Source organism: Alteromonas ulvae (genome assembly GCF_048987005.1).
Classification (GTDB): Bacteria; Pseudomonadota; Gammaproteobacteria; order Enterobacterales; family Alteromonadaceae; genus Alteromonas.
The window spans coordinates 2,669,066-2,687,221 of the sequence record NZ_CP185261.1; the positions used below are offsets into that span (position 1 = coordinate 2,669,066).

13 protein-coding genes are annotated in these 18,156 nt (G+C 42.6%); 6 read left to right on the plus strand and 7 right to left on the minus strand.

Translation table 11 applies throughout. The features are described 5' to 3' along the window. The first annotated feature begins 115 nt into the window (after positions 1-115). Positions 116-1,552 (plus strand): pyruvate kinase, encoded by a 1,437-nt coding sequence (gene pyk / locus ACOJR9_RS11675; RefSeq protein WP_420933142.1) that lies wholly within the window; start codon positions 116-118, stop codon positions 1,550-1,552. Positions 1,553-1,683: 131 nt separating this feature from the next. On the opposite strand, the gene ACOJR9_RS11680 is transcribed toward pyk, so the two are convergent. After that, positions 1,684-2,304: a BON domain-containing protein gene (locus ACOJR9_RS11680; RefSeq protein ID WP_420933143.1), complete on the minus strand. Its 621-nt coding sequence runs from the start codon at positions 2,302-2,304 to the stop codon at positions 1,684-1,686. A 534-nt stretch (positions 2,305-2,838) separates the two neighbouring features. On the opposite strand from ACOJR9_RS11680, the gene ACOJR9_RS11685 reads away from it, so the two are divergent. Continuing rightward, positions 2,839-3,807, plus strand: coding sequence for an endonuclease/exonuclease/phosphatase family protein (locus tag ACOJR9_RS11685; protein WP_420933144.1), 969 nt, complete (start codon positions 2,839-2,841; stop codon positions 3,805-3,807). Positions 3,808-3,961: 154 nt separating this feature from the next. Here ACOJR9_RS11685 and ACOJR9_RS11690 read toward each other — a convergent pair whose 3' ends face one another. Next, positions 3,962-4,516, minus strand: a complete 555-nt coding sequence (locus ACOJR9_RS11690; protein WP_420933145.1) for a hypothetical protein — start codon at positions 4,514-4,516, stop codon at positions 3,962-3,964. Positions 4,517-5,012: 496 nt separating this feature from the next. Here ACOJR9_RS11690 and ACOJR9_RS11695 point away from each other — a divergent pair, with 496 nt between their 5' ends. Further along, positions 5,013-6,128, plus strand: a complete 1,116-nt coding sequence (locus ACOJR9_RS11695; protein WP_420933146.1) for a glycosyltransferase family 2 protein — start codon at positions 5,013-5,015, stop codon at positions 6,126-6,128. Between the two features lie 148 nt (positions 6,129-6,276). Then, the gene (locus ACOJR9_RS11700; protein ID WP_420933147.1) at positions 6,277-8,457 is read left to right on the plus strand and encodes a response regulator; all 2,181 of its coding nucleotides are present in this window, start codon (positions 6,277-6,279) and stop codon (positions 8,455-8,457) included. A gap of 145 nt (positions 8,458-8,602) precedes the next feature. Here the strand turns inward: ACOJR9_RS11700 and ACOJR9_RS11705 are convergent, their stop codons facing one another. From ACOJR9_RS11705 to ACOJR9_RS11725, 5 genes are all read right to left on the minus strand, one after another. Further along, positions 8,603-9,487 (minus strand): WYL domain-containing protein, encoded by an 885-nt coding sequence (locus ACOJR9_RS11705; RefSeq protein ID WP_420933148.1) that lies wholly within the window; start codon positions 9,485-9,487, stop codon positions 8,603-8,605. Positions 9,488-9,761: 274 nt separating this feature from the next. Next, positions 9,762-12,308: a M1 family metallopeptidase gene (locus ACOJR9_RS11710; RefSeq protein ID WP_420936116.1), complete on the minus strand. Its 2,547-nt coding sequence runs from the start codon at positions 12,306-12,308 to the stop codon at positions 9,762-9,764. A gap of 269 nt (positions 12,309-12,577) precedes the next feature. Then, a complete protein-coding gene (locus ACOJR9_RS11715) occupies positions 12,578-14,497 on the minus strand; it encodes a Cache 3/Cache 2 fusion domain-containing protein (protein WP_420933149.1) in 1,920 nt (639 codons plus the stop codon). 120 nt (positions 14,498-14,617) lie between these two features. Beyond that, positions 14,618-14,869 (minus strand): hypothetical protein, encoded by a 252-nt coding sequence (locus ACOJR9_RS11720; protein ID WP_420933150.1) that lies wholly within the window; start codon positions 14,867-14,869, stop codon positions 14,618-14,620. 53 nt (positions 14,870-14,922) lie between these two features. After that, positions 14,923-15,831 carry a LysR family transcriptional regulator gene (locus ACOJR9_RS11725; protein ID WP_420933151.1) on the minus strand — a complete coding sequence of 303 codons (909 nt, stop codon included), beginning with the start codon at positions 15,829-15,831 and terminating at the stop codon, positions 14,923-14,925. Positions 15,832-15,949: 118 nt separating this feature from the next. On the opposite strand from ACOJR9_RS11725, the gene ACOJR9_RS11730 reads away from it, so the two are divergent. Together ACOJR9_RS11730 and ACOJR9_RS11735 are read left to right on the plus strand one after the other, a co-directional pair. Next, on the plus strand, positions 15,950-16,837 hold the full coding sequence (locus ACOJR9_RS11730) for a type 1 glutamine amidotransferase domain-containing protein (RefSeq protein WP_420933152.1): 888 nt from the start codon (positions 15,950-15,952) through the stop codon (positions 16,835-16,837). Positions 16,838-16,856: 19 nt separating this feature from the next. Beyond that, positions 16,857-18,011: an iron-containing alcohol dehydrogenase gene (locus ACOJR9_RS11735; RefSeq protein ID WP_420933153.1), complete on the plus strand. Its 1,155-nt coding sequence runs from the start codon at positions 16,857-16,859 to the stop codon at positions 18,009-18,011. The last annotated feature ends 145 nt before the right edge of the window (positions 18,012-18,156 follow it).

Genomic DNA, 18,156 nt, shown 5'->3' on the forward strand with positions numbered 1-18,156 from the left:
GTCAAAATACTCTACTATTCTGTAATAAAATTACGTAAAGCGATTACAGCGCTCATTGAGTTGAAATGATCAGCTTTGCCCATCTTTTCTTTAAAAGAAGCAGCGACGGAATCCCATGACCAGAAGAACTAAAATTCTTGCCACTTTAGGCCCCTCAACCGATTCACTTGAGAAAATTAAAGAACTTATTGCTGCCGGAGCAAACACTGTTCGCATGAACTTTTCTCACGGACAAGCAGAAGACCACATTGAGCGCGCAAAACGTGTTCGTGAAGCGGCGCGAAGCCTTGGTAAATACGTGGCAATATTAGGTGATTTACAGGGTCCTAAAATTCGCGTAGCCCGTTTTGTAGAGGGCGCAGTTAAGCTGGAGATTGGTGCAACGTTTGTGTTAGACGCGGAGCTTGAGCGAGACGAAGGTACGGTAAACCACGTAGGCATAGATTATAAAGCACTGCCTGATGATGTGGCGGCAGGTGATATCCTATTACTAGACGATGGTCGCATACAGTTAAAAGTAACGGCTGTCGAAGGCCGTAAGGTCATAACCGAAGTGACCGTTGGTGGCAAACTGTCTAATAATAAAGGCATTAACCGACAAGGCGGTGGTTTATCCGCAGAGGCTTTGACAGAAAAAGACAAGCAAGACATAAAAACTGCAGCGCTCATTGGTGTAGATTACCTTGCAGTATCGTTTCCACGAAGTGGCGCAGACCTCAACTACGCTCGCGAGCTGGCGGAAGCTGCTGGCTGCTATGCGAAAATTTGCGCCAAAGTAGAGCGCGCAGAAACCGTTGCTACTGATGACGCTATTACCGATATTATCAGCGCCTCCGACGCCGTTATGGTCGCTCGAGGCGACCTGGGTGTTGAAATAGGCGATGCAGAACTTGTTGGCGTTCAGAAGAAACTTATCGCACGGTCACGTCAATTGAATAAAGTGGTAATCACTGCAACCCAAATGATGGAGTCTATGATTGATAGCCCTATGCCTACGCGAGCAGAGGTCATGGATGTAGCTAATGCTGTATTAGATGGTACTGATGCAGTAATGCTTTCTGCTGAGACTGCGGCGGGAAGCTTTCCTATTGAAACGGTAAAAGCAATGGCACGTGTTTGCGAAGGGGCAGAAACTCATCCCAGCGTTAAAATTTCCAAACATCGTATGGATCAGCAGTTTTCATCTACCAGTGAATCTATAGCATTATCTGCTGTTTACGCGGCTAATCACTTATCAAGTGTAAAAGCCATTGTAGGATTAACTGAAAGCGGCACCACGCCTAAACTCATGTCCCGCATTACCACAGCGTTGCCAATCATTGCTATGTCACGCCACGAAAGCACGCTTAACGCAATGGCGCTGTATAGAGGTGTTCAACCGATATTTTTTGATTCATCAAACAGTGAGCCAGGTAAATTGAAACACGATGTCATCGCTTGCCTTAAAGAAAAAGGCTTAGTGGAAAGCGGCGATAGTATTATCTTAACCTATGGCGATGAAATGGAAAAAGTGGGCGCAACGAATACGCTTAAAATAGTGGATGTTGAATAATTAGTCCTGAAGAAACACACTTTAACGATTCGGTGTAGATAAGCAGCATTAAAAAAGCGGGATTAAATCAGTATTTATCGAAAAGGACAAAAAAGGGGCGCAAGCCCCTTTCAATTCAATAAACGTTGAAATTAGTTCATCGCAGTTTTCGTTACTACCCTGAGGTTGTTTTCAACGTTCTTCACGTCAGAGGCATTCTTCGCAATCTCTACTGCTAAGTCTTCCTCGGCATCAGAGTCTACAGTGCCCGTAAGCACAACATTACCGTCTTCTACGTCTACTTCGATGTCAAAGCCCGAAATATCAGAGTCCATGAGCAAGCGAGTTTTAATCACTGTGGTAATTTTCGCATCAGTAAGTTCGCTTGTACTTTCATTTACACCAGCTTTAAGGTCGTCGGACATATTTGATGTCATTGACTCCATATCTTCATCTTCAATAACTGAAAGCTGATTATCTACCGACATGACACCGTCAATATTCGCAACTAATTCCTCAGCAAGCTTTTTATCTACCGAATTGTCTACTTTACCGGTTAGCATAACGTTGCCGTTTTTTACGTCAGTATTAATATCAAAGGAATCTAGATTACCATTGAACAGCAGCGTAGCTTCTGCCTTGCCATCAATCCATGCGTCTTTGGCACCTTTTTCCCATGCGTTATCTGTTGGGCTGTCTGACTTCATATCACCTGCAAAAGCAGCGGTAGACAATGATGTAGCAACAATAATAGATAGTATTGTTCGTTTCATAACATTTCTCCTTTGTTGAAACTCATGAGAGGGCTAGCCAAGTTCATGCCAAAACATTAACTAACTGTTAAATATAGGCTTTATTAAATATCTATCACGAACAAAAAAGTTTCACTTGCAAAGTTTGCGTACTTTAAAGCAATTTTTACTGATTATTATTTGGATCAAGGCTGGGTTTACCTATTCAGAGAGAGTGTTAATTGATGTTCATTTTGCCAGTTTGATTCTGCCGGTTGGAATAAAACATCAACACTCTCAGCGTATTACATAATCGAAAAACCTATACACAAAGTAAACATGTTCACACAGCAATAGATTTCGAAGTATGGCTCATCACAGTTGTACTTTAGTAATTAACCCATTAGAGTACTTCTGCCCTAGAGCGGTCTGCATGCAAGCTTTCTCGACAGTTTGCACATGTTCCAACTTAGGGGGGGACGCAGCCAGCATATACGGTATGGTGTTAGCGTAGAACGCAAAACACGCCTTAGCCTGCAGTGTGTGCGAATTACACACACTTAATATGGATATTTAATGGACATTTTTCTGGTATCACTTTCGGTATTCTTAATAGCAGTTAGCGCTGTGCCTTTATTGCCATCGTCCCATTGGTTAGTCAGAGTCTGGGAATTTCCACGATTGCAACTCTCAGCGTTAATAGCCGCAGTACTTATCACTCTCCTCAGCTACGAGAATCTTTCATTTTCTTATTGGCTGTTTGCTGCACTTGCTGCGGGATTGGGCATAAGTTTACTCTATCAGGCCATTTGGATTTTTCCTTACACTCCGCTTTACCGTAAAGAAGTATCACAAGATAGTAACCCGCCAAAACATAGAACAATCAGCATTCTTTCCAGTAATGTGTTTATGCCAAATAGCAATTATCAAAAGCTAATCGACCATATTAACAATAAAACGCCAGACTTTGTGGTTACCCTAGAGTCAAATGAAAAATGGGAGCGCGCGCTTAAGCCTATTGAAAAGGAGTATCCTTACACACAGTTTTGCGCCTTAAAGAATCTTTACGGCATGCATTTGTATAGCAAGTATGAATTTGAAGAACATACGCTTCGTTTTTTAGTTGAGGATGATGTCCCATCAATAAAAATAGCCATTAGGGTTGATGGTGAGCGTGTCATTCTTCAGTTTCTTCACCCAAAACCGCCAAGTCCCACAGAAAACGACTATGCCCGCCCAAGAGATATTGAGCTTGATATTGTGGGACAAGAAATAGCGAAAACGGTTGGTCCGGTTATCGTTGCGGGTGATTTGAATGATGTGGCATGGTCGCCCACTACTCGAAAATTTAAAAAAATTAGCGGACTGCTAGATCCAAGAGAAGGACGAGGCTTTTATAATACGTTTCACGCTCATTATCCATTGATAAAATGGCCATTAGACCATATTTTCCACTCTTCACATTTTGCGCTAGTAAACCTTGAGAGACTCTCTGACATTGGCTCAGATCATTATCCTCTTTATACTGAGCTCGTTCTTGATTAGGCGCATGCGCAGTAGATGCAACATAAACACAGTGCTAACTCTAAGCAGCTAGCAAGCATTTTTCAATAGGATTGAAGGCCTAATGATTAATATTGGTTGGTGTAGTAAGCTTCAGTACTGGTTACTCTTTTATCTACACATGCCGTTTTACTTCTTACAACTTCGCTGAGGCCGATTTTCTCGTACACCAGATTACGCTCTCACACGCATCCTCACGGCGTTTAAAATGTGCTAGGCCTATCAATTTTCCTTCTCGTGGCCAAACGGCTTGCTTTAATACTTCATTGTCTTCATCAGTAAGTAGCTCGGTGCGCAACTGTATTTCTACCGCTTTTTTGTTTGGCTTTATTAACGTAGGTATCGCATCAACAATTAAAGACTTATCCACGCAGATGTATTCTCGCTTTACGGGATCACGAACAACACCGATAACGTTGTCATCGCTTATAATTGCTGGCCATCCCTCTGAAATTCTGCTTTGACCGAACATAAGGAGCGTAAAAGCAACCAACACGAACAGCGTTAGACCAACAAACTGTGCACTCAAGTCTGGAGCTACAATAACGATCACAGCAACCACTGCAGCAAAAAATATCCAACCGCCGAACACTCTTCGCATAGCATTAGGAGAAATACCCGAAATAACGTCTACAAGGCGCAGCGATTGCTTGTCGTAGTGTCGAAGTTCTACAGATGACTGGGATGACACGGTATTAACCACCATTAAAAAGAAAATACAAATAAAAAAGATGATCTTCCACTTTTACGTGTGAGACACATTTTAAGGTTAAAAAGTAGCGCTAACACTTTGGTATTATACTTGAGTTACGCGCACACAAGTTAAAAATAATGTAAATAAGTCATTGAAAAATAATTACTTAAGTATTTCCATCAGATTACCAAATAACCATACAATCGCATAGCGTTAATCGTGTAAATAAAACAAAAATACCTCCCTTGTAGTTTCGTTAATGTTTACCTGTAATTTTTTCACTACGATTTACAAATATGCGCATCACATCTCTATATTCAAGGGTGAAAAACAAAATAAACGATATAAAACAAACTGTTAAACTATGGTTCGACTATTGCTTAACTATTGAAAAGAATCAGTTGTTCTAGACGAAAGTATAAGAGTCCATCCAGTTCACGCTCTTAGCTAAGTAAACGTATTCTCTTAAAACGATGCGAAAGGAATAGTGAAAATGAGAGCACCCGTCAGTGTGGTAACAATAGTGAAGAACAGAACTGAAAAGCTATGTAACTTCATTAATCAGCTTGAGGCATGTTGCCCAACTCCTGATGAATTAATTATTGTTTGGATGACTCCACCTTCTGATTTGTCGCTAATTACCAGTGATAGATTCAACATTGAACACAAATTTGTCAACCAAGACGAGCTTCCGATCGCTAAAGCAAGAAATAAGGGACTGTTTGATGCGAAAAGCGACATACTAGCTTACATTAGTGTCGATACTATTTTTTCACCAACCGTTCTCAAAGAGGCTGTATCAACACTCGTTCCATCATCAATTATGAGAGCCTCGGTACATCCCATTCCAATTACATCTCATAATCAATCATATTGTGAGCTTTCACACGCCAACAACGAAACAAGCAATCACGGACCAATTTCTGTAACAAGAAAAAGCGACAATCTATATGGCAACTTTCAGCAAAGTGGATGTTTAGCAAGAAATGCGCAAAAAAAAGCAGGCTTGCCAAAAAGTAAAGGGTTAATCAATAAACAGGATCATAATTATGGAAAATTTAGTCACGATAGCATTGCTTCTGCAATGTTTTTTATACATAAGGCAGACTTTGAGAAAACCGGTGGCTTCGATGAAACCTTCGACGGTTACGGGCTAAACGACGAGGACTTTTTCAGCCAGTGCCGTAATATAGGTTTATCACTCGCTGGTCCCCCTTCGATTGTTTTCTCTCCAACACGGGATCTCAAGCGATGCCCCGTTAATCATTTATTAGATTTTGCCCATAACGCACAACTTTTCCGCGAAAAATGGGGGTTTTATCCCCGCAAAGATATTCTTTATGCCTATGCCGATAAAGGGTTAATCAATAAAGATTTTGAACACAACAAAATCCGTGTAATTCGCTTGCCGAGCGAAGATGAGCTAACAGAAAGCCAAAAAGCACTAGAACCAATCGATAACCAAAAAAAATGGGAGAGTCAAGCAAAAAAGCCCTTAAATAAGGTGCTTGTTGAGCCAAAATCAACCTTTGCATTTACCGCTGATAGTCATGAAAGTAAGCCGAGCGCATTGAGTTTTTTACAAAGCAAAGAGAGAACGTCAGCCTAGTTGAAACGCTAACAGTAAGTGCCAAAGAATTCTATTTTAAAACTGATATCTGATCTTTAATTGGTTTTTAAAGTTAAACTGCTGACAAGTTGCACATCAAATGCGTGTCTATTACATTGATAGACAAGGTTTACCGAATGCGAATGTAATGACCATAAAGTCCCAGTATATCTTTGCTCTTTTGCTTACAGCCACTGCAGTATCACTTTCCTATTTTATCATTAACGATTTATTGAGTGACCAGCGCCATGACGCTGAAATAATCAACATTGCTGGTCAGCAGCGGATGCTTTCTCAGAGAATAGCGTTGTTAAAGATAGATATCAGTAAATGTGTAAGCACACAGAATAAAAGCTATTTAGCGTCATCATTAGACAAGCTCGACAGTAACCATAACAAGCTCATCACCCTCGATAATTTATCAGCCGCACATAGAGAATTGTACTTTGGAGATGTGGAACTTGATAAGGCTATTAATGCGTACGTAAAAAGCGGCAGAGACAAGCTTACCGAAGCATCTAGTGCGGCCGGTGAAGAATGCTCCGCAACCTATCCACTAAATAATGCAGCACGAACGTCCGCTTCACCATCTATAATTGCGAACTCAACACAGCTGCTTCAGCATTTAGACATGGCTGTAGAGCTGTTTGAAAACGAGGCCAATGCTCGTGTAGATAACGTTGCAAAGTTTACGCTATATCTTTGGTTGATAACATTATTTCTTCTTGTCATTGAAGCCGTATTTGTTTTTACACCTATGGATAAAAAAATTCGTCATTCAATAGCTCGGCTTACTAAATTGAAAAACGTGGCTATGGATGAAGCAGAAAAAGCAAAGCGGGCGAGCCAAGCAAAGTCCGATTTTCTCTCCACCATGAGTCATGAACTGCGAACCCCAATGAATGGGCTTTTTGGTATGATCGAACTCGCCATTGACGACCCTAGTAAAAGTAATACCTACCTTAAAAAAGCGAAAAGCTCAGGTATTCAACTCCTGTCTATCATTAACGACATTCTTGATATTTCAAAGATTGAAGCAAATAAAATACTCATAGAAAAAGTGCCCGTCGATCTACTCCAAGTTTTAGATGACGTGGTGTCGTTACAACGTGTTTTTAGTCATCAGAAAGGACTAAAATTCCACTATTACAAAGAGCCTAGCCTTCCGCAGGTTATAGAAGGTGACGTGACTCGAATTTCACAAATCCTGCATAACCTGCTGAGCAACGCAATTAAATTCACTCCATCTGGCAGCGTTTCATTGAATGTCAGCCACACCCTATCAAACGATTCAGTTTTACTCAGGTTTGATATCATCGATACTGGGATTGGGATAGAAGAAGGTGCTATTGGAAAAATTTTTCAAAAGTTCGAGCAAGGCGATCAAACTACTACCCGCCAGTTTGGCGGAACCGGGCTTGGTTTAAGTATAGCAAAACAGTTGGCGCTGCTGATGAGTGGTGACATCAACGTGAGCTCGGAAAAAGGGAAAGGGACCGCCTTTTCTTTTACGATGAAGACAAAAGAAGCAAAGTTACCTCACATCGCTGTGCATGCAAAAGCCAATATTCGCTGCGCCATCGTAGACGACTTACAAACTAGTAGAGAATATTTAACACACATTTTGGCCTCTATGCACATTGAAGGTACGTGCTATTCATCGGCCAACGACTTTTTAAACCACAAGCCTTTTGATTACGACATTATTATTGTCGATTTAGCAATGCCGAACGTGAGTGGCGTAGAGCTAATTGAACAACTGAAAAACAGTAAGCACGACGTCTTGCCGAAAATAATTGTGGTTTCCGCTGAGTTAGAGAGCCTGAGCGGTCACGATACACTAACAGAAGCGATATGGCGTTCACATACTAAACCCATCAATAGACGTGAAATAGAGCAAGATTTGCGCAAATTAATAGTCAGCTCTTCTCCTATTTCAGAAGCTCCAAAAGCCAAGGTGAAGAAAAAGCGTATACTGCTAGCAGAGGATAACGAGATTAACGCAGAAATTGTTAAAGCACTCTTGCAGCGAGAAAACTTTACTATAATACATGTTAAAAATGGACAAGAAGCCCTTGAGGCCTGCATTAAACATACCTTTGATCTCATACTCATGGACTGCAACATGCCGGTGATGGGTGGCATTGAATCCTCCATATCTATTCGAGCCACTTTAGACTTAAATACGCCGATTATTGCGTTAACAGCGAATGCGTTCGCAGAGGATAAAGAGGAGTGCCTGGCGGCTGGCATGAACGACTTTTTGACCAAACCTATAGACAAAGACACCTTGATGAGCTGCATTAGAAAATACTTGGGAGAACAATAACAATGATAGCTACACTATTATGCCCAGACCTCGTAAAACCCTGATTAACCTTGCAGACACCGCTTACTATCACTGCCTCTCTCGCTGTGTGTGCAGAGCCTTTTTGTGTAGAAAAAATAAATTTACAAAGAGGTGTTCCTCAATTTTACTGATATTCAACTTCCTCACTAGTATAGCCCGGTGCAATAGCAAGGTTATCTGTATTTGCTAGGCTTCCATGATTTCTTAGCCATAATTGATATTCACCTGTTCTCAGAGTGGCTAATTTAGTGCAATCCACATTCCACCTTCGGAGCAAATAGCCCGCCATTGCTGCACGTACCTGAAGCACCAGAACGCCCTCTTCCATGGCATAGTCTAACTCTATCGCTGTAGGGTATTTAATATTTTTGGGGTGCGGAACAATTTCAAGGGGGATCATTCTTTGCCATGCTTCGTCACAGCTCTTGAGCTCGTTTTCATTAGGAGAACCTTTTAACGTAACTTTACTAATTCGGGTTAATACAAAATCCCGAAAGCTCTGAGATTTTCTATCAAATGCACGAACATGCCAGCGCTGTCCATTATCAACAATACTATGGGGAATCAGCTCTCGCGTGCCTGAGCCGCTGCTTAGAGACGTATAAATCACGCTCATGGCTTTTTGATTCACAATAGCTTGCACAACCTTCGCCACTACAAAAATATCTGGCACATTGAGCGATGACGCGCTTTCTACAGGGAAATGAATGTCGCCGATGGCATCAAAGCCATCTGAAATATCATTGGCTAATTTGACTAACGTACGTCTAGCATCGTGCTCGAATAGTGGCAAAAAGGATTCTGTTTGAAAATACCGCTTTTCTTGCGCTGAATACACCAAGTTGTTAGGCGCTAGTTCTTTATACAACGTAAAGTCTCGAGAGCCTGCAGACAGTCCCACCTCGAAGCGCTTGATGAGGTCTTGCCGATGAATAGCACCTTTAAATAAAAGGCAAAAATCGATGTAGGCCAGTCGCTGGCGTTGTGAAAAAGAAATGGTATCTAGCATTAAAGCGCCTCATTATGTATCGACAGAGTGTTGTTGCAAGCAAGGCTATAAAATAAGCGCTACGAATTAAGCGACACAAAAAGCCTGTACCTTTAGCCAGTGTGGTTTATTTAAAGCCGCGTGTAAATATAAACTTTAACAAGACAGCGAATTCGCAGCGAGTTGTTTATTATGTGGATTGTAGAACTTATCATCACTCAATAAAAAAGCACCTTTCGGTGCTTTTTTATACAGGCTAGCAAGCAACGTTGCCTGCTAGGTATTTCAAGTCCGACTACTTGGCGTAATCCGCCAGAAACTTATCAAAGTCACTTTGAAACGCTGTTTTTAGGCGAAGACACTGTTGAGATTCGTCTTGCATAATCTCAACACCCCGAGACATGCCTTCATAACGGTCTTGAATCTTGCTATAGAACTGGTTTGCCATAGTCAGGTTTGCTTCAGAACAGCTTAAAGACACAAATTCAGGCATACGGGCTACGTGATAATCAGGCATCTTCTTAATCAAGGCGTCAGCGTTATTATTAAGCCACTGATATAACAAGGTATGATCATCAAGATTTCTTGCCACCCGCGCTACCATATACATGGTGTTTGCTGGTGTTATCTCGTCGGTCAACGCTAAATCTAACATGTTGAATACCGACTCTTTATCGTCAAAACGCATGGAATAAATGAGCGTACTTTTTACGTTTGGCAACTGCGCTTTTTTAAATGCGCTCACTACATCGTTAAACCACTTAGCGTTATCTTTATCTGCGCTATTTTTTGTCGCAATAGCGATTGCCGTTCCGGCGATGCCAGAGGAAACACTTGACGTGTCTTCAATGTATTTTTTGGCGAGGACGTTACTCTTCTCAACCAAGCTGTCGCTATCGCCATACATACCTAGAAAGCCATACAGCTGGTTGCGAAGACGAATAATGTCTGTCGAGTCATCGTCTGCCTGAGTAAGGCTCAGTGAATCTAGCAGCGGCATATAGGTTTTAGTAACCAGAGTCGCGTACGCATCGCGATTGCTATCATCAACTAAGTAATCGAATTCTTGCAACACCCCAACGGCCGCGCGAATAACGGCAGGATCTTCGTCTACACTTAACGCATTGAGTACTTTCATCACACTATCAACACCAACCTCATCAGCATTTAACAGTGCTTGATAGTTAAACAACACATTTTTCTTTTCACGCTTGTTCAGCACCTGAATATTTGCCAACAAACTATCTAGTTGTGCAGGTGAAATAGACCAGCGGAAATAGCCTGTGGCATTGTCATTGGGATACACCCAGTCGGCCTCAGCTAACTGTGGAAGCGTTGTAGTGGTTTTGTCGATAAACACAACCTCACTTTTCATTTCCCCATTTTGCTGGTAGGTCAACTTAAGCGGTATGGCCCACGTTTTATCTTCCACCGATGCGCCAGCAAAATGGAAACGAGACTGAGTGACTTTGCCGTCTTCAGTAATGTGAATGATGGGGTAACCTGGCTGTTCTAGATAAGCTTTCATCATTGCACTTAAATTAAAGTCTGATACGCCATCTAGAGCTCGCCACAAATCATCAGCAACCGTATTACCCCATGAGTGAGTTTTCATGTAATTACGCACGCCCTCACGGAAGCTGTCGATACCGATTAGCGACTCAATCATTTGCAGAATCGATTCGCCTTTTGAATAATTAAGCCCCAAGCCATCCATAACGTCAGGCTGGCGTTTCACTACTTTTTTGACAGGCTTAACCGTTGGGCTTGCATCTGCACCAAAAGCCCCTTCTTGAACAAGGCGGTCGGCATAGTTTAACTCCGGATATAACGTCTTCATTGTGTGACTTGCAGCCCATGAAGCAAACGCTTCGTTTAGCCACAGGTCGTCCCACCAGGCCATAGTGACCAAGTTACCAAACCATTGATGAGCAAGCTCATGAGCAATCACGTTGAGCGGGCCAGAGCGTTCAGTAACACTTGGGTTATCGGCTAGAAGCAGCAGGCTATCGCGATAGGTGATAAGACCCACATTTTCCATGGCGCCATGTGTGAAGTTAGGCACAGCCACAAAATCCATTTTTTTGTATGGATATTTGATGCCAAAGAAATCTTCTAAAGACGTCAGTATTTCTGGGGTGTGCTTGATGACGAACTTCGTTTTGTCGATATAGCCTTTTGGCACATAAATACGACCTGGCACAGACAACCCTGTCATCTCAGTGCTATCAAATGGGCCCACTGCGTAAGCGATAAGGTAGGTCGGCATAGGCTTTGTTTTTTCAAACTGAACGGTTTTGATACCACCGCTTACCGATTCTTCAAGCACAGGCGTATTTGATACCACTACCTGATGGGCAGGCGCGCTTATGGTCATTTGATATGGAATTTTAAAAATAGGCTCATCAAAGCTTGGAAACGCTTTTCTAGCGTGCATGTCTTCAAACTGGGTAAAAATATAATTATTTTCTTCAAAACGAGACAGGTACATGCCGTCTGACGAGGTGTTTATATTGCCGTCAAACGCAATTTTAAGTGTGTAGTTGCCAGGCTTAATAACTGTATCAGCCGTTCCCCAATTAATATCATAATCACCTTCCATGACGCTAAGCGACAACGATTGCTCAGCGTTGACTAACGCAGCTGACGTAATAGATAAGTCGTGCTGATAAAAACCGACTTTTTGAGTCGGTGAATTTACCACAACGTCAACCTCTGTTGTCCCCGAGTAGGATGGTTTATCCGGATCGACATTTAGATGAATACGTTGAAAGGTGGGGCTTACAGACGATGGCAGGCGGTATTCAACATCGGCTGCGTTAGCAAAACTGCTCAATAGCATGTTTAATGTAAGCAACACCGCTGCCGTATTAAACAGCGCAGTTATTCGTTTCATTATAATTATTCCATGTGTGAAGCAGTGCGACATCGCCACTGCGTTGATTTTTCCACTACATAGAATAAAAGGGAAAGCCCACTACCGCAATGCCAAGCTGCCGTAATCAATAGTCAAATTGTTACGGTTCGTTTCAAGCTTGGCATTTAGTGGGTTCATCGCAAATAGTTGATTAATTTAATAAGAATAACGTAACAAGTCCTGACAGCCTTTTATCAAAAACGATAGCGTCTGAGTTGAGTTTGCATTAGTTTGATTTGCTCAACCAACTCGTTACAACTCACCGCCACCTCGGTGGCATAATTGCGATTAGCATCACCAACAGCTTTAATACTCTCAACGCCCTGGATAACGTTTCTCGCCACCTCTTTTTGCCCTTGTGCAGTATGAGAGGCCTCTTGATTTAATTGAGTAATTCGCGCCACTGCGCCTAACGCTTGTTCGAGTGAAGTGCCGGCATTTTTAGTTACGTCAAGAGTTTTAAACGCCGTGTCCTTATTGCGATTCATTTTTGATGCTGCTTCTCTACTTCCTTGCTGTAAACGCTCGATCATGATGCGAATTTCTTCCGTTGATGATTGCGTCCTACTTGCAAGAGAGCGAACTTCATCAGCAACTACTGCAAAACCTCGACCCTGTTCCCCCGCCCTTGCCGCTTCAATTGCCGCATTTAATGCCAACAAGTTTGTCTGCTCCGCAATGTTTCTTATCACTTCCATTACGCCACTTATTTCCTCACTGGCTTGCGCTAACTCATCAATCACTTTCACTGACTCATCAACATCATTGGCTTGGGATTGAATATCATCAATTGTCTGAGCAAGCACGCTTACGCTGGTTCTGGTATCGCTATCTGCTGCTGTGGCAGCTTCACTTGAACTAGTAATACACGCCGATACACTATCAGTATTTTCTTGCAGCAAGACAATGGCTGAATCAATTTTATCCGTTTCCATAGAGAGTAATGACACCGAGTTACTGGACTGTTCTGCTGTTTTGTTCAATTGCTGTGATTTGGTGAGCATTCCACCGGTTGTGGCATCAACATTTCGCAATGTCTCTTGGAGTTGGCTTAAAAGCTTGTTGAAAGCTCTTGCCATCTGCCCAAATTCATCGCTTCTCTTTCCTTCAAACCTAAAAGTAAGGTCGCCTTCCCCTGAGGTTAAGTTGGTCACCACAGCAATAAATTCTTCAAGGGGTCGACCCACTATGTACTTAACAAGCAACCAAATGGTAATGAGCACCCCTGCACTGGCTACAAGTACTTTGACGATAACGGCAAAAACAGCGGCGCTTATCAGTGACGACTTTTCGCTTTCTGACGCAACTAGAATAATATCGTAGCCCCACGCTTTAAATGGCACGATAGTGGTCGACCATTTATCACTATCGCTAAGCGCAGACTGCACGGTTTGTTCATTTACATGAGACGAGTGCATGCGAATATTGCCCTTGCCATCTCTTAATGCAACGAACCCTTCATCCAGAAGGTGACTTTTCTTAATAGCATCCTCAAGCACGTTTAAATCCGCAGAATAGCCTACGTACCATATGCCAATAACGCGTCCTTGGGCGTTAAACATAGGCTCATAACCAGTGAGATAAGGACTACCTAGGATATCCACAGCACCATAATAGGCTTTTTGTTGCTCTATTTGCTTTATGGCTTTACCGGATGGGGCAAGCTTAGTACCAATCGCTCTTGCGCCGTCTTTAATCACATTTGTACTAACCCTTATGTAGTCATCTCCGGTTTTGCTGAAAAGGGTGGCAGTTCCGCCCATCACGTCAGTTAACCCATCTACTAGTGAAAAGTTGTTAGCTTGCGCCTGAGAACCGAGAAATAACTGCTGAGCGGGTGTTTCTTTTACGGTGACAACTTCTCCTTGACGGGGAACACCTAATTCGTTGCCTCGTTGTTTGAGCAGGGACATGCTGCTTTTCACTCGCTCTAATATAATAGCGTCAGTAACGGTGAGAATATTGACAAGCCTGTCTGCTGTGTTTTGTTTTTGTATTTCTATTTGCTTTACAACGCTAGAGGACGTAGTGACTACCGTAATAATTGCGATAACCAAGGCTAGTAAAGCGATGACAGAACAGACTGCTAATAAAAACTTACGCTGGATCGACATATACTTCTCGCTCGTTAATGCTTATTGTTGATGCTTTTAATAATTACCCATTCCCTAATTAACGCACTCCATATACTTAAATTTAGGTAACTTTTTCTATAGAGCAAATTTTTTTGTCATTTACTTCATATTCACCTTACCGCCAATCATTTTCAAAGAAGGGGTTCCTCGAATTAATGCATCTCGAGCAAACTGCTGTTCGCAGTTAGGGCATATGCCCTCTTCTTTTGTGAAGTCTTCAGTAATGCGCTCTTTGAAACACTTAACCAAGGCGCCCTTGCCTCCTTTTTTGTATTTATAAAGTAAGCATTTACACCTTGTACAATAGATTTGAACGGTTTTTTCAGGAGTTTTTTTACGGGGTTTAGCCATTAATACCTCGTTATTACTCATTCTGTATTTTGCTGATATTGTTAACTTAGATATTAGCTTGGATATTCAGCTAGGTAATTTAAGTTTGTGAACGCCGTGATAACGTCCTTGGCAAAATCGACTCTCGGGTTAGAAAGCGCGCCTTTTTTCCACACTAAATATAAATCATTTTCAGGACCAGCCTTGCCTAGCTGAATTAATTCTCCCTGTTTTATTCCTCGTTTACAAAGGTAATCTGGCAACACTGAATACCCAACTCCCGACGTAACAATAGACGCTATAGCTCTTATATCAGGACAAATGGCTGCCACAGGCGAGTCGCATTTTGCATTGAAAACATCAGCGAAATATCGGCGGATGAGCGGAAGTTGTTCATCGTAGGCAACCACTTTGTGCGCGTTTAGTAGGGAAGCCGTAACCTCGCGATCTCCTATCAACTTGCCCTGGACTCGGTTCATCACAAGAATAAGTCGCTCTTTGTCTAGCTTTTGATATTCATACATCGTCGATTCGGGCTCAGAGCCGGTGATGGCAAGTTCGGCAACGTCGTTTTTTAACAGGCCATAAATATCTGTTTTATTGCCGGTATGAACAACCAAGTTCACTCTGTCAGCCTGCAGCAGATTGGCGAGTGTTGGCCCTGCTACAGAGCTGAGATATTCAGCTGGCCCAGCAAGGTGCAGCGTACCGTGGTCTGTTGAAGCTCGACTTCGAATAGACGCTACTTTTTGCTCAAGAATGTCGATATGACTAGATACTTGAAGCGCAAGATCATCTGCAATTGGGGTTGGCTCTACGCCTCTCGCTTTTCGAACAAACAGCTCCTTACCCACAATGGATTCCATTGCTTGAATATGCGATGTGACTGCAGGCTGTGACATATGAAGTCTCGATGCGGCACGAGTAATGTTGCCACTGCGATATACTTCAACAAACGTTTTTAACTGCGTTAGATATGACATCGACTTACCCATCAGATTATTGATGGCTGATACTAACTTATCTGACTTCTCGTGCCAATTAAACCGCCGTAAGATACACACCATTGAAGCATTCAACTTAAATTACTAAGGATTTTCTGTGAACAAGACACTACCGATACTATTACTTATCTCATCATCATCGCTATCGCTGAGCGCTTTCAGTCATGGACACGAAAGTGGAAGCGGTAAAGGTCATGAGAGTCAGACTGAAACTAAAGGTGAGGTACTGGTACTGCTATCTAGTGAAGATAGAATGCAACTTACAGAGGGTAAAACAGAGCCAACAGGCTATTATTTAAATGAATTTGGCGTACCCGCGAAAGCACTGGTCGACGCCGGTTACACTCTAGTTTTAGCCACACCGAAAGGCAATGCGCCCGCCGTAGACAGTAAATCGGTGATCCCGCAGTATTTTGGCGGTGACAGTGCTTACATGGAGCAAATACAACGCTTTGTTGCCTCTATTGATGGCATTGACGATACCCTTTCGCTTTCAGAAGTCATTGATGCAGGTTTAAATAACTACAAGGGCGTGTTTATTCCTGGCGGCCACGCCCCACTTATCGACTTAGCCAACAACCCTGAAGTGGGTAAAATTTTGAGCTATTTTCATAATGCAGAAAAGCCCACCGCCGCAATATGCCATGGCCCTATCGCGCTTTTATCCGCACAAAACAACCCTGAAGCGTTTAATTCAGCACTTAAAAGCCAAGCCGTTGCAGAGGCTGACGACTGGATTTACGCGGGTTATGAAATGACGATTTTCTCGGAAGCTGAAGAAGAGTACTTTGAGAGCACCCTTACCGATGCAGGGTTACTTTACTATCCTTCCGATGCAATGAGCACTGCTGGCGGCGACATGAGTTATGAGGAAATGTGGGCCCCTCACGTGGTCGTGGACCGCGAGCTTATCACGGGACAAAACCCCTTCTCAGACAAACTACTCGCTGAAAAGCTTATCAACCAACTGAATGAACAAGACTAATAAGGACGAAAAACTGACTATGCTTAATTTTACATTTAAAAATCAAACCGAAGTGCTTTTTGGCAAGGGCCAACTCAATGAAGTAGCTACTCGTTTACCTATAAATGCGAAGGTACTCTTTCTGTATGGCGGTGGCTCGATTAAAAAGAACGGCATTTACGATAAAACCATTGAAGCACTTGGCGATGCCGAGGTTGTAGAGTTTCACGGTGTTGAGCCAAACCCAGAATTTTCAACGCTGATGAGAGCCGTTGAAGTGGCTCGTGAGAACAAGGTTAATTTTATTCTTGCTGTGGGTGGCGGAAGTGTTATCGACGGAGCAAAATTTGTCGCAGCCGCCGTCAACTTTGCTGGCGACCCGTGGGATATCTTAATTAAAGAAGCGCCGTTTGAAAATCCATTACCCATTGGTGCCGTGCTTACACTGCCTGCAACTGGCTCAGAAAGTAACGGTAATTCAGTGGTAAATCGCAAAGAAACGTCACAGAAGCGTGCGTTTTCATCAGAATCTGTTCAGCCGGTATTTGCAGTACTCGACCCTGAATTTACCTATTCGCTGCCGATGCGACAGGTATCAAATGGTGTGGTAGACGCTTTTGTGCATGTTATTGAGCAGTACCTCACCTACTCAGTTAACGCGCCGTTACAAGACAGGTTTGCAGAAGGCATTTTGCAAACGCTTATTGAAGAAGGTCCTAAGTCACTAGCAACACCTACTGATTACGACGTAAGAGCTAACGTTATGTGGTCGGCGACAATGGCATTAAATGGCCTTATTGGCAAAGGCGTTCCACAAGATTGGGGCACTCACATGATTGGTCACGAATTGACGGCACTTCACGGTTTAGACCATGCGGTAACGCTAGCTATAGTATTGCCTTCGCTGATGTATGTTCAACGTGACAGCAAGAAAGAGAAGATTTTGCAGCTTGGTGAGCGCGTATTTAATATTTCAGAACAAAATGAAGAAAAGGCGATAGATTTGACGATTAAAGCCGTTCAAGATTTCTTTGAAACAATGCAGGTCAAAACTCGTTTGTCTGATTATGATATTGATAAATCAGCGATTGATGGATTAGTTGATAACCTAGAGCGAAACGGCCTAACTGCGCTTGGTGAGCATGGCGACATTGACCTAGCAAAGGCAAGAGAAATTCTCACACTGGCTGCCTAACGCTTAAACTCTCTGGTTTTAGGCTAATTAAGCGGCTGCGCTACTAATTAAGCGACTGCGCTGCTGCAAGCCGCGCATACGTCTAAACTAGTAAGTATAAAAAAACGCGCTAATAAGTGGGTCGAATGAGTCTGTTTATTAGCGC